The sequence below is a fragment of the Leifsonia sp. Root227 genome (assembly GCF_001428745.1).
Classification (GTDB): Bacteria; Actinomycetota; Actinomycetes; order Actinomycetales; family Microbacteriaceae; genus Leifsonia.
The window spans coordinates 25,477-38,135 of the sequence record NZ_LMIO01000001.1; the positions used below are offsets into that span (position 1 = coordinate 25,477).

Sequence of the window (12,659 nt, forward strand, 5' to 3'; positions counted from 1 at the left end):
GGTTCCGCGCATCCCGGGCAGCAGGGAGGAACGTCGGCGACCGCTGGGTGACTCACGAGGTCGCGACCTCGGCGTTCTTGGCGTCCAGCCGGTAGCCGCGGCCACGCTCGGTGACGATGGCGAGCCCGGCGCCCGCCAGCTCCAGCTTCTTGCGCAGGTACGACACGTACTGGTCGATGACGTTCGTGCCGATGTTCTCCGTGGTTCCCCACACCGTCTCCAGGATGTCGGAGCGGGCGAGCGTCTTGTCCGGGTTCGTGGCGAACAGGCGCAGCAGCGTGAACTCGCGGCGGCTCAGCGGCATCTCGTGGCCGGAGACGAGGGCGCGGTGCTCGTGCGAGTCGATGGTGAGACGGCCGACCGTGACCTGGGGGCGCATCCCGGACGGCTCGCGGCGCAGCAGAGCCCGGACGCGCGCGGCCAGCTCGGCGAACGCGAACGGCTTGGTGAGGTAGTCGTCCGCACCGGAGTCGAGGCCGTGGACGCGGTCCTCGATCGCGTCGCGCGCGGTGAGCAGCAGGATGGGCATCGGGTTGGCCGCCTCGCGGATGTGGCGGCACAGTTCGAAGCCACTCATCCCCGGCAGCATGACGTCGATCGCGGCGGCGGAGTACGTGTCCGTGCGCAGCGCGATGAGCGCGTCGACGCCGTTGGTGACCAGGGTCACGTCGTAGCCTTCGGCCGTGAGGCCGCGCTCGACGAGGCCTCCCATGTCGGGATCGTCTTCGACAACGAGGAGCTTCATGGCAACATCGTGCCACCGATTCCCGTGGCCGCGCTCGGATCGGCTTTGATCCGGCAGGGCGTTTCCTGTAGGTTCTCGCAGATCATCCTGGGTTTTCAGGCATCGACCGTGCTGCGCAGGCCCTCCAGCGTCGTGGCCCAGTTGCTGCTCATCCGGTCGGCTTCTGCACGGTCGGCGCATCCGCTCTGGGTGACGGTGACGCGGGTGCCGCCGTCCTCCTGGCGGAGCACGTACGCGACGTCCTGGTAGCTCTCCGGCACGTCCGGCTTGCCGCTGAGCGGGCTGTAGTAGCTGCTCACCAGGCGCTCGCCTGGCACGAACTCGAGGATCGTGCCGTGATCCTCGTATGGTTTCCCCTCCCACTCGCCGCGGTAGACGATGGGGCTGCCGACCCGCCACTCCGACTCGACGCGGGTGCCGTAGAGGTACCGCGCGATGATCTCCGGGTCGGTGATGGCACGCCAGACGGCGTACGTGTCGGCGTCGACGAGGATGGAGGCCTCTGCTATCTCTGTCATCTCACCATCCTGCGCGCGATCGGCGGCGCAGGCTTGAAGAAATGCGACGGGCGGCGCCGGCCTTGCTCAGGCGTTGCCGCGGCTGATGAGGCGGGAGAGCACGATGGCGGAGCGGGTGTGGTCGACGTTCGGCGCGAGACGCACCTTCTCCAACGCGGCCTCCAGGCTCGGGATGTCCCGCGACCGGATGTGCACGATCGCGTCGGCGCTGCCCGTGACCGTCCCGGCATCCACCACCTCCGGCACGGCGGACAGGATGCGCAACAGCTCGTCTGGCGCGACCGTCCCGCGGCAGAACAGCTCGACGTACGCCTCCGTGCTCATGCCGTCGATGGCCGGGTCGACCTGGATCGTGAAACCGCGGATGACGCCGTCCGAGACGAGGCGGTCCACCCGGCGCTTCACGGCGGACGCGGACAGGCCGACGACCGAGCCGATGTCCCCGTACCCTGCGCGGGCATTCTGGCGGAGCAGGTCGAGGATGCTGCGATCGAGGTTGTCCACGAGCGCAAGCATACGGTGGATCGTTGCGTCGTCGCCGGGTATTACGCGGAAAAGTTGCGCGGGGTGTGTAACGATTCGCTCTCGCTCGGAGCGAATGCACGGATACTGCGTGAGTGCAGGACGGAACGGCGATTACGTGCGCCAGGACGCATCCATTCGCCGACAATCGTGTGTGACACTATCCCCATGTCGATCACGCACGAAGACGCCGAGCCACGGACAGACCGGCCGGCGCGCACCCCGACGCGCCGCTCGGTGCTCATGTGCAGGCCGGAGCATTTCGTGGTGGTCTACCGGATCAATCCGTGGATGGACCCTGCTCTGCCGACCGACACCTCCCTCGCGGTGCAGCAGTGGGACACCCTGCACCGCACCTACGTCGACCTCGGGTACGACGTGCAGCTCATCGACCCGATCGACGGGCTGCCGGACATGGTCTACGCGGCCAACGGCGGATTCGTGATCGACAACATCGCATACGGCGCGAGCTTCACATACCCGGAACGCCAGCCGGAAGGCCCCGCGTACATGGAGTGGTTCCGCAGCAACGGCTACGAGGTGGCAGAGCCCCAGCACGTGAACGAGGGCGAGGGCGACTTCCTGCTGGTCGGCGAGACCATCCTCGCGGGCTCCGGCTTCCGCAGCACGGGAGAGAGCCATGAGGAGCTGGCCGCCATCTACGGCCGCGAAGTCATCTCGCTGCGGCTGGTCGACCCGAACTTCTACCACCTCGACACCGCGCTCGCCGTGCTCGACGGGACGCCGGGGCAGGAGCACGTCGCCTATCTGCCGTCCGCGTTCGACGACGCCAGCAGGGCCGTCATCGCCGAGCGGTACCCGGATGCGATCGTCGTCAACGACGAGGACGCCTCTGTGCTGGGCCTCAACTCGTTCTCGGACGGGTACAACGTGGTCATCGCATCCCGTGCCGTCGACTTCGAGCGGCAGCTGCGCGCGCACGGCTACAACCCGATCGGCGTCGACCTCTCCGAGCTGCTGCTCGGCGGCGGCGGCGTGAAGTGCTGCACCCTCGAACTGCGACGCTGAAAGGACAGCGCATGACGAACGACACCGACACGGTCGACCGGGCGGGCGCCGACACCGCGGCCCACCGCATCCACCCCAGTACGGCCGCGCCGACCGAGCGGCAGGCCGAGGCGATCGAGCGCGAAGAGGAGCACACGGCGCACAACTACCATCCGCTGCCCGTCGTGGTCGCCGAAGGGGACGGCGCCTGGGTCACGGATGTGGACGGCAGGCGCTACCTTGACTGCCTCGCCGCGTACTCCGCAGTCAACTTCGGCCACTCCAACCCCGTGCTGCTGGACGCGGCACGTGCGCAGCTCGACCGCATCACCCTGACGAGCCGCGCGTTCCACAACGACCAGCTCGGCCCGTTCGTGGAGGCGCTCGCCGCGCTCGCTGGCAAAGACATGGTGCTGCCGATGAACACCGGGGCCGAGGCGGTCGAGTCCGGAATCAAGGTGGCGCGCGCGTGGGGATACCGCGTGAAGGGCGTGCCGGACGGGCGCGCGAACATCATCGTGATGGCCGGGAACTTCCACGGCCGCACCACCACGATCATCAGCTTCTCCGACGACCCGGATGCGCGCGACGGCTTCGGTCCGTACACGCCGGGCTTCCGCACGGTCCCGTACGGCGACGCGGATGCGGTCGCGGCGGCCATCGACGACGACACGGTGGCCGTGCTCGTCGAACCCATCCAGGGAGAGGCGGGCATCGTCGTGCCGCCTGCCGGCTTCCTGCCCGAACTGCGCGCGCTCTGCGACGAGCGACGTGTGCTCCTGATCGCGGACGAGATCCAGTCCGGCCTCGGCCGCACCGGAGCGACGTTCGCGTGCGACCTGGTGGGAGTGGTACCCGACCTCTACCTGCTGGGCAAGGCGCTCGGCGGCGGCATCGTGCCGGTCTCTGCCGTGGTCGGCAACCGTGATGTGCTCGGGGTGCTGAACCCCGGCGAACACGGGTCGACTTTCGGTGGGAACCCGCTCGCTGCCGCCGTCGGGCGGGCGGTGGTCGGGATGCTCGCGACGGGCGAGCCCCAGGAACGCGCCGCCCTGCTCGGCGCGCGGCTGCACACCGGACTCACCCGGCTGATCGGCCACGGCGTGCTCGCGGTGCGCGGGGCCGGGCTCTGGGCGGGGATCGACATCGACCCCGCGCTGGCGACCGGGCGCGAGGTGTGCGAGCTGCTGATGGAGCGGGGACTGCTGGCGAAGGACACGCACGGGTCGACCATCCGGCTGGCTCCGCCGATCGTTGTCGACCCTGCCGACCTGGACTGGGCGGTCGATCAGCTGGAGGCTGTGCTGCGGGAGCTGTCCGGGCGGTAGGGCGTTCCGCCGAGGATGGGCGCGGCTGTGGACAGCCGTAGTTTCCACAGCTTCCGGATTATCGTCGCGCTGGATGCCTCCGAGTGGAAGCATGGGCGCCATGAGTGATCCGAGCACACAGGCAACGGCGCCTGAACGGCGCGACGGCGGCAAGACGTTCTTCGGGCAACCGCGGTCGCTCGCCAACATCTTCGGTGTGGAGATGTGGGAGCGCTTCTCCTTCTACGGGATGCAGGGCATCCTCCTCATCTACCTCTACTACTCCGCGGCAGACGGTGGTCTGGGCATCGACCAGGCGACCGCCGCCGGCATCGTCGGGGCGTACGGCGGGGCGGTGTACCTGTCGACGATCCTCGGCGCGTGGCTGGCCGATCGGATGTTCGGGTCGGAACGCGTGCTGTTCTGGAGCGCCGTCGTCATCATGGCCGGGCACATCTGCCTGGCGATCCTGCCTGGTGTCTCCGGCGTGATCGCCGGTCTGCTCCTGGTCGCGCTCGGCAGCGGCGGGCTGAAGGCGAACGCGACCCGCATCGTCGGCACCCTGTACTCGGAGAAGGACCCGCGGCGCGACGCCGGATTCTCGATCTTCTATCTCGGCATCAACCTCGGCGCGTTCTTCGGTCCGCTGCTCACCGGCCTGCTGCAGACGACGCTCGGGTTCCACTGGGGCTTCGGGCTGGCGGCGGTGGGTATGGCGATCGGCCTCATCCAGTACTCGTTCGGACGCAAGCGTCTTCCGGAGGCGTCGCATGAGATCCCGAACCCGCTGCCCGCATCCCGGCGCCCCCTGGTGATCGGCATCGCCGTCGCCGGAGTGATCGTGGTGGTCGTGCTGGTGTTCACGGGGGTGATCACGGCGCAGAACCTCGCGCTCATCGTGATCGGCCTGGTGATCGTGGCGGCGATCGCCTACTTCGTGGTCATCCTGAGGTCGAAGCTGCTGAGCGCGGACGAGCGCAGCAGAATCCTGGCGTTCATCCCACTGTTCATCACCAACGCGGCGTTCTGGTCGCTCTACCAGCAACAGTTCACGGTGGTCACGATCTACTCGGACAAGCGCCTCGACCGCGACCTCTTCGGCTGGGAGTTCCCGGTCTCCTGGGTGCAGTCGATCAACCCGATCTTCATCATCATCCTGTCCGGTGTCTTCGCCGCGATCTGGACGAAGTGGGGAGCGAAGCAGCCGTCCACCCCTCTCAAGTTCGCGGCGGGCACGGTGGTGATGGGGCTCGCCTTCCTGATGTTCCTGTTCTGGGCCGGCGGAGGTGAGAACAGCACGCCGCTGCTGGCGGTGGTGGGCATCCTGCTGGTGTTCACGATCGCTGAACTGCTGATCTCGCCTGTCGGGCTGTCCGCCTCCACCAAGCTCGCGCCGCACGCGTTCGGCGCGCAGATGGTGGCCTTGTACTTCCTCTCGGTGGCGCTCGGCACCGCGATGGCCGGTCAGCTCGCGAAGCTGTACGCGCTGGCGACGGAGGGCATCTACTTCGGGGTGATCGGCGGGGTCGCGATCGCCATCGGCGTCGTGCTGGCGCTGCTGAGCCCGTGGGTGCTGAAGCTGATGCGCGGGGTGCGGTGATGGCGGGGTTCGTGATGGCCGGGCGCGTGATGGTCGGACGAGTGATGGCAGGGTGAGGCAGACTGGTCGCATGGCTGAGTTGCTGGAGCTGTGCCGCGTCGACAAGCTGATTCCGGATGCGGGGAGCGTGGGGGTGACCGCGATCGACAAGCGGCCCGTCGGCGAGCCGTTGCGGGTGCGGCCGTATGGGCTGTACGGGGACGTGCAGGCCGACCGCAAACATCACGGCGGCCTGAGTAAGGCGCTTTACGCGTACGCGCAGGAGGACGCCGAGTTCTGGGCCGCTGCGCTCGGGCGCGACATCCCGGCCGGGTTGTTCGGGGAGAATCTGCGCACGGCGGGGCTCGACGTCAACGGCGCGGAGATCGGTGAGCGGTGGCGGATCGGCGACGAGCTGGTGGTCGAGGTCACCTGTCCGCGCGAGCCGTGCGCGACCTTCCAGCGGCGGATGGGGGAGCGGCAGTGGGTCAAGCGCTTCACCGAGGCCGGGCTGCCCGGCGCATACCTCGGGATCGTCAAGGCGGGCACCATCGCGGCGGGGGACAGCATCGAGGTGGTGTCGCGGCCAGGGCACGGCGTCACCGTCGCGTCGTGGTTCACGTCGGCCGACGCCAGGCAAGTGGATGCGCTGGAAACCGCTGAACGTGCGGGCTCGGTGGCGATCGTGCCGGAACTCGCGCACGCGATGCGCAAGATCGCGGCGAGGGTGAGCGTGTGAGCGGCGGGGGTAGTGGCGTGGGTAGCGGCGTGGACGAGGTCTGGGCGAGCGAGTCCACCCTGATCGCCTTCGACGGTCGCATCCTGGAGGTGTTCGGCTTGACGGACGCGCAGCGGATGCACATCGCGTTCCGTCCGACGATCACGGTCGGCTCGAAGCTGGTGACGATCAAGCCGACCAGCGGCGCACGCCTCAGCTTCTTCTACGACTCCGCCCGCGCCGACGATATCTCCGCGTTCGCTGCCCGCGTGCACGCCGCGCATCCCTGACCGACCGGGGGCCGCGCCTTGCGACCCTACGCGCGCGGCTGGTAGTCGGCCGCGAGCCGGCCGAGGATCACCTCGTCGAGAAACTCTCCCATGACCCAGGCGGAGGAACGGGTCACTCCCTCGCGCACGAAACCGTTGCGCTCGGCCGCGGCGAGCATCGCTGCGTTATCGGCCAGCGTCTCGATCTGCAGCCGGTTCAGGCCGCGCACGACGAAACCGTAGTGGCTCAGCACCGCGACCACATCGGTGCCGTAGCCGTGGCCGCGCGCGGCGGGAAGGAGGCCGAGGCCGATGTGCGCGAACCGGTTGTGGGTGTCGATGCCCCACAGCGTCGCCACCCCGATCAACGAGCCGCCTGCCAGCTCGACGATCGAGAACCGGACGACGTCGTCCTCTGTCGTGTCCGCCTTGAGTCGCGGGTCGTCCGAGCCAGGGGAGACAGGGCGCCACGGGCTGCCCTCTGCCCGCGAGGAGTTGACTACGTCGTCCCACAACTCGGTCAGCAGGATAGGGACGTCCTCTTCGTGCCTGGCCCTCAGCCCGACGGTGCTGCCTGTAAGCATGAGTCCTTCCTAGCCGATCGGGATGCCCAGCGGTGAACAACACGCAACCATCAGTGGATGCGGTCAAGCCGCCCTCCATTCAGTCGTACCATTGCTGAATGGAACTCCGGCAGCTCGAGCACTTCGTCACCGTGGCGGAGGAGCGACACTTCACCCGCGCGGCAGAACTGTTGCAGATCTCGCAGTCGGGTCTCTCCGCATCCATTCGCTCGCTCGAGCAGGAGCTCGGCACCTCGCTGTTCATCCGCAGCACACGGCGGGTCGAGCTGACGACGGCCGGTCAGGCCCTGCTCGCCGACTCCGTCCGCACGCTCGCCAGCGCCGCCGCTGCCAGGAACGCCGTGGCTGCCGTGCGAGGCCTGGTGCGCGGGCGCCTCACGATCGGAGCGGAGCCGTGCCTCGGCTCGGTCGACCTGCCCGCCGAGCTGGCGTCGTTCCGCACGGCGAACCCCGGCGTCGAGGTGCGGCTGCGCTACTCCGGCTCCGTCGAGCTCGTGGATGCGGTCGCGGGCGGACGCGTGGACGTCGCCCTCGTGGTCGACACCGGCCACACGCCCGCCGGAGTGCAACTGCGGCGGCTGAGCACGCAGCAGATGCTGATGCTCTGCCACCCCGACCACCGGTTCGCGGCCGAGACGAGCATCCCGTTGGAGAGCCTGCGCGGCGAAGCGCTGATCGGCTTCCAGGAGGGCTGGGGTGCGCAGGCACTCGCGCGTCGGGCTTTCGCGGCGGCCGGATTCGACTACCGGGCGGCGATGGAGGTCAACGACGTGCATCCGCTGCTCGACCTGGTCGGATACAACCTCGGCGTCGCCATCGTGCCGACGAGCTTCGCGCGCAAGCGGCCGGACCAGCTGAGGGCCGTGGAGCTGCGCGGCGATGTTCCCGCGTGGAACGTCGCGGTCGCCGTCGCTGAGGAGCCGAGTCCCGCTGCCGGCGCGTTCCTGCGTCAACTTCAGCCGGTGGCGACGGCGGCGTAGCGCGCCCTGCCGACCTCGCGCCCTGGCGCCCTGGCGCCCTCGCGCCCGCACGCCCTCGTCGGCCGCCCTGCCGCCACGCGCCCGCCCGCCCACCGGCACCTGCCACCGTTAGGCTGGCGTCCGTGAGCGCTGCAGACCGACTCCTTCCCCGCCCGCTACACGTCGAGGACCGCTCGGGAGAGTTCGTGCTCGACGCCACGACGAGCATCGCCGCTGACGAGGCCGCCGCGGAGCAGGCGGCGTTGCTGCGTGCCGCGCTGAGCGCATCCACGGGGTGGGGGTTCGACGGTCGAGGAGGCCGGGAGATCGCCCTCTCCGTCGACCCATCGCTCGCGGCCGAGGGTTACCGGCTGTCCGTCGCGGCGGAGGGCGTCCGCATCGCAGGGGGCAGCGCATCCGGGGTGGGCAACGGTGTGCAGGCGTTTCTGCAACTGCTGCCGCCGCAGGTCTACCGGCGTGCCACCGTGCCCTGGGTGCGCTGGGTCGCCCCCGCTTGCGAGGTCGCAGACGAGCCGGCCTTCCGCTGGCGCGGCGTCATGCTCGACGTGGCCAGGCACTTCCTGCCGAAGCACGACGTGCTCCGGTTCGTGGACCTGATGGCGATGCACCGCCTCAACGTGCTGCACCTGCACCTCACGGACGACCAGGGCTGGCGCATCCAGATCAACCGGTATCCGCGGCTCACCGAGGTGGGGGCGTGGCGGCGCGAGTCGCAGGTCGGCTACGGGGCGGATGCGCCGGGGGACGGCCGCCCGCACGGCGGTTACTACACGCAGGACGACCTGCGCGAGATCGTGGCGTACGCCTCGGCGCGCGGCATCACGATCGTGCCGGAGATCGAATCGCCGGGGCACGTGCAGGCGGCCATCGCCGCATACCCGGAGCTGGGCGTGACGGGCGAGCCGCTGGAGGTCGGGACGCGGTGGGGGATCATCCCGAACGTGCTCAACGCGGAGGACAGCACGGTCGCGTTCTTCCGATATGTGCTCGACGAAGTGCTCGAGGTGTTCCCGTCCGCGTTCATCGGCGTGGGCGGCGACGAGTGCGTCAAAGACCAGTGGCGGGCGGATGCGCGGACGCAGGAGCGGATGCGCGAGCTCGGCGTGGGGAGCGAGGACGAGCTGCAGAGCTGGTTCGTGCGGCAGCTCGACGAGCACCTCACCGCGCGCGGGCGACGACTGTTCGGCTGGGACGAGATTCTGGAGGGCGGGCTCGCTCCCGGTGCGACCGTCGCGTCGTGGCGCGGATCGACAGGGGCGGTCGCTGCGGCGCGCGCAGGGCACGACGTGGTGCTGTGCCCGGACGAGACCGTATACCTCAACTACCGCCAGTCCGAGCATCCAGAGGAGCCCATCCCATTGGTGGTGGTGATCACCGTGCGCGACGTGTACGCGTTCGACCCAGTGCCGGCCGGGCTCACCGAGAGCGAGCGGGCGCACGTGCTGGGAGGCCAGGCCAACCTCTGGACCGAGTACATCGACTCGCCGCGGACGCTCGATTACTTCGCGTTCCCGCGGCTGTGCGCGCTCGCCGAAGCGCTGTGGACGGCGGGCGACCGCGACTACGACGCGTTCGCGTCCCGGCTGGATGCGCACCTCGCGCGGCTCGACGCGCTCGGAGTCGAGTACCGTCGCGCCGACGGCCCGCTGCCCTGGCAGACCAGGCCGGGCATCCCCGGCCGTATCGACACGCGTGCCGCCCGCGCGGCCACCGTCGCCGCCCTCACCGCAAACATCGCCCCCACCCCCTGACCGAAACAATCGAGCCCGGAGTTGTTCAGTGGCGACACCGGCGTGTCGCCTGAACAACTCCGGGCTCGATTGTTTCGGGGTCAGGCGGCGTCGAGGGCGGCGAGCTCGTCGGGGGTGAGGACGAGGTCGACGGCCGTCGCGGAGTCGCGGATGGACTCCGGGCGGGATGCCCCGGGGATCGGGATGACGTGCGGGCTCTTGGCGAGGTGCCAGGCGAGCGCCACCACCTGCGGGCTCACGCCACGCGCATCCGCGACCTGCTGGAACGGCGCGAACCGGTCGCCGAGCCCGGCCGCGGAGGTGATGCCGCCGAGCGGGCTCCACGGCAGGAACGCGATGCCGAGCTGGTCGGCCAGCTCCAGCTCCGGTTCGCTCGACCGGAAGGCCGGCGAGAACTGGTTCTGCACGGACGCGAGCCGGCCGCCCAGGATCTCCTGCGCCTGACGGATCTGCTCCTGGTCGGCGTTCGAGATCCCGGCGAGGCGGATCACTCCCTCATCGAGGAGGTCGCGGATCGCACCGACCGAATCCTCGTACGGCACGTCGGGGTCGGGGCGGTGGAACTGGTACAGCCCGATCGCGTCTCCGCCGAGCCGTGCCAGCGACGCCTTGGCCGCCTCTTTGAGGTATTCGGGGCGTCCGTCGACATACCAGCTGCCGTCGCCGGGGCGGAGGTGACCGCCCTTCGTGGCGATGAGCACATTGGATGCGTCCCCGCCCCAACTGCGCACGGCTTCGGCGATCAGCGACTCGTTGTGGCCGACCTCCCCGGCGTGCAGGTGGTAGGCGTCGGCGGTGTCGAAGAAGGTGATGCCCTCATCCAGTGCGGCGTGGATGGTCGCGATGGAGCGGGCCTCGTCCGGTCGGCCCTCGATCGACATGGGCATTCCGCCCAGGCCGATCGCGCTCACCTGGACGTCGGCGATGCTGCGTGTCTTCACCAGGCGTAGTCCTCCGGTGCGGTCTTGTGGCCGGGGAAGATCTCGTCCAGTCGGGCGAGAGCCGCCTCGTCGAGAGTGACGTCGAGGGCGCGGACGGCCGCATCCAGTTGCTCGCTGGTGCGCGGACCGATGATCGGCGCGGTCACGGCCGGCTGGGCGAGCAGCCAGGCCAGTGCGATGTCACCGGGCTCGTGGCCGAGTTCCTCGGCGAACGCCTCGTAGGCCTCCACCGCATCCCTGTGCTTCTCGAGGGTTTCCGCAGCGCGCCCTTCGAGACGGCGCTTGCCCTCGTTCTGCTTGCGCAGCACGCCGCCGAGCAGGCCGCCGTGCAGTGGCGACCACGCGATGACGCCGACGCCGTTCGCCTGCGCGGCGGGCAGCACCTCCAGCTCGACCTGGCGGGTGAGCAGGTTGTAGATCGACTGCTCGCTGACCAGCCCGGTGTAGTTGCGCTTGCGCGCCTCTGCCTGTGCGGTGGCGATGTGCCACCCGGCGAAGTTGCTCGATCCCGCGTACAGGATCTTGCCCTGCGCGACGGCGACCTCCATGGCCTGCCAGATCTCATCCCACGGGGTTTCCCTGTCCACGTGGTGGAACTGGTAGATGTCGATGTGGTCGGTCTTGAGCCTGCTGAGGCTGGCGTCGAGTGCACGCCGGATGTTCAGCGCCGACAGCTTGCCGTCGTTGGGCCAGTCGCCCATGTCGCCGTACAGCTTGGTGGCGAGGACGGTGCGCTCGCGGCGGCCGTCGCCCTGGGAGAACCAGTCGCCGATGATGGTCTCCGTCGCGCCCTTGCCGCGGTGCTGACCGTAGACGTTGGCCGTGTCGAAGTAGTTGATGCCGTACTCGTGCGCGGCATCCATGATCGCGAACGAGTCTTCCTCGCTGGTCTGCGGCCCGAAATTCATGGTGCCGAGCGCGAGCCGAGAGACTTTCAGGCCGGACCGGCCCAGGTGTGTGTACTCCATACCGTCAGCATCCGCCCGCGCGAGTCAGCTGTCCAACAGGAGATGTGGATGGCATTGTGCAGGCCGGCGAATGAATGGATGCGGCACTCAGGCCGGCGGTGCGAAGCTGAGCGTATGCAGCTCCTCACCGACGGCGTCTACCGCCTGCAGAATGCCACGGGCGCCAACGCCTACCTCGTCGACACCGGCAGCGGTTCGGTGATCGTCGACACGGGAACGCCGGGCGGCGCGACGAAGCTGCTGTCCGAGCTGCGGGATGCGCGCGACCTGCCCCCGGTGACCGACATCGTCCTCACGCACTACGACCCCGATCACGCCGGGGCGGCCGCAGCGCTCCAGCGGGAGACCGGCGCGCGCGTGTGGATGGGGCGCGCGGATGCTGCCGTCCTGCGCGGCGAGGCCCCGGCGCCGACGCGCTTCCGACGTTTCCTCGGCCGCATCTATCCGGGCACGGAGGTGCCGGCCGATCTGCACGAGATCCCGGGGACGGGCGAGACCGAGATCGTGCAGGGGGTCGTCGCGATCCCCGCCCCTGGTCACACGGACGGGCACGTCGTCGTCGAGGCGCGCGGCGTGGTCTTCGCCGGGGATGCGGTGCGCGTTTCGAAGGGCCGCCTGGTGCAGATGCCGTGGTTCCTCATCAGCGACAAGCAGAAGGCGCTGGCGACGGCCGACCTGATCGCATCCCGCCGCCCGCGCCTGGTCTGCCCAGGCCACGGGGCGCCGGGGCGGATCGACGGGTGAGGGGCTGAGGCAGCGCGTCAGCGAG

At 69.5% G+C, this 12,659-nt stretch carries 14 protein-coding genes; 8 read left to right on the top strand and 6 right to left on the bottom strand.

Going from position 1 to position 12,659, the window contains the following annotated elements; genetic code table 11:
- Positions 1 to 52: 52 nt before the first annotated feature.
- The 3 genes from ASE16_RS00110 to ASE16_RS00120 form a co-directional block, all read right to left on the bottom strand.
- Positions 53 to 745 (bottom strand): response regulator transcription factor, encoded by a 693-nt coding sequence (locus ASE16_RS00110; protein ID WP_055889002.1) that lies wholly within the window; start codon positions 743 to 745, stop codon positions 53 to 55.
- Between the two features lie 95 nt (positions 746 to 840).
- Positions 841 to 1,263: an SRPBCC family protein gene (locus tag ASE16_RS00115; protein ID WP_055889004.1), complete on the bottom strand. Its 423-nt coding sequence runs from the start codon at positions 1,261 to 1,263 to the stop codon at positions 841 to 843.
- A 66-nt stretch (positions 1,264 to 1,329) separates the two neighbouring features.
- A complete protein-coding gene (locus ASE16_RS00120; RefSeq protein ID WP_055891313.1) occupies positions 1,330 to 1,767 on the bottom strand; it encodes an Lrp/AsnC family transcriptional regulator in 438 nt (145 codons plus the stop codon).
- 186 nt (positions 1,768 to 1,953) lie between these two features.
- Here ASE16_RS00120 and ddaH point away from each other — a divergent pair, with 186 nt between their 5' ends.
- From ddaH to ASE16_RS00145, 5 genes are all read left to right on the top strand, one after another.
- Positions 1,954 to 2,814, top strand: a complete 861-nt coding sequence (ddaH, locus tag ASE16_RS00125) for a dimethylargininase (protein WP_055889008.1) — start codon at positions 1,954 to 1,956, stop codon at positions 2,812 to 2,814.
- A gap of 11 nt (positions 2,815 to 2,825) precedes the next feature.
- Positions 2,826 to 4,121, top strand: coding sequence for an ornithine--oxo-acid transaminase (gene rocD, locus ASE16_RS00130; protein ID WP_082581099.1), 1,296 nt, complete (start codon positions 2,826 to 2,828; stop codon positions 4,119 to 4,121).
- 91 nt (positions 4,122 to 4,212) lie between these two features.
- Positions 4,213 to 5,700 carry a peptide MFS transporter gene (locus ASE16_RS00135; protein WP_414843019.1) on the top strand — a complete coding sequence of 496 codons (1,488 nt, stop codon included), beginning with the start codon at positions 4,213 to 4,215 and terminating at the stop codon, positions 5,698 to 5,700.
- Positions 5,701 to 5,770: 70 nt separating this feature from the next.
- Positions 5,771 to 6,418 carry an MOSC domain-containing protein gene (locus ASE16_RS00140; RefSeq protein ID WP_055889014.1) on the top strand — a complete coding sequence of 216 codons (648 nt, stop codon included), beginning with the start codon at positions 5,771 to 5,773 and terminating at the stop codon, positions 6,416 to 6,418.
- 17 nt (positions 6,419 to 6,435) lie between these two features.
- The gene (locus ASE16_RS00145) at positions 6,436 to 6,687 is read left to right on the top strand and encodes a hypothetical protein (RefSeq protein WP_157479949.1); all 252 of its coding nucleotides are present in this window, start codon (positions 6,436 to 6,438) and stop codon (positions 6,685 to 6,687) included.
- Between the two features lie 26 nt (positions 6,688 to 6,713).
- Here ASE16_RS00145 and ASE16_RS00150 read toward each other — a convergent pair whose 3' ends face one another.
- The gene (locus ASE16_RS00150; RefSeq protein WP_055889022.1) at positions 6,714 to 7,250 is read right to left on the bottom strand and encodes a GNAT family N-acetyltransferase; all 537 of its coding nucleotides are present in this window, start codon (positions 7,248 to 7,250) and stop codon (positions 6,714 to 6,716) included.
- 98 nt (positions 7,251 to 7,348) lie between these two features.
- Between ASE16_RS00150 and ASE16_RS00155 the strand changes: the two genes are divergently transcribed.
- Both ASE16_RS00155 and ASE16_RS00160 read left to right on the top strand, forming a co-directional pair.
- On the top strand, positions 7,349 to 8,230 hold the full coding sequence (locus ASE16_RS00155; RefSeq protein ID WP_055889027.1) for a LysR family transcriptional regulator: 882 nt from the start codon (positions 7,349 to 7,351) through the stop codon (positions 8,228 to 8,230).
- Positions 8,231 to 8,352: 122 nt separating this feature from the next.
- Positions 8,353 to 9,981: a beta-N-acetylhexosaminidase gene (locus ASE16_RS00160; protein ID WP_200949514.1), complete on the top strand. Its 1,629-nt coding sequence runs from the start codon at positions 8,353 to 8,355 to the stop codon at positions 9,979 to 9,981.
- Between the two features lie 80 nt (positions 9,982 to 10,061).
- Here ASE16_RS00160 and ASE16_RS00165 read toward each other — a convergent pair whose 3' ends face one another.
- Positions 10,062 to 10,922 (bottom strand): aldo/keto reductase, encoded by an 861-nt coding sequence (locus ASE16_RS00165; RefSeq protein ID WP_055889031.1) that lies wholly within the window; start codon positions 10,920 to 10,922, stop codon positions 10,062 to 10,064.
- Positions 10,919 to 11,890, bottom strand: a complete 972-nt coding sequence (locus ASE16_RS00170) for an aldo/keto reductase (RefSeq protein ID WP_055889034.1) — start codon at positions 11,888 to 11,890, stop codon at positions 10,919 to 10,921. The genes ASE16_RS00165 and ASE16_RS00170 overlap by 4 nt, the downstream gene beginning before the upstream one ends.
- Positions 11,891 to 12,004: 114 nt before the next feature.
- Between ASE16_RS00170 and ASE16_RS00175 the strand changes: the two genes are divergently transcribed.
- Positions 12,005 to 12,634: an MBL fold metallo-hydrolase gene (locus tag ASE16_RS00175; RefSeq protein WP_055889038.1), complete on the top strand. Its 630-nt coding sequence runs from the start codon at positions 12,005 to 12,007 to the stop codon at positions 12,632 to 12,634.
- The last annotated feature ends 25 nt before the right edge of the window (positions 12,635 to 12,659 follow it).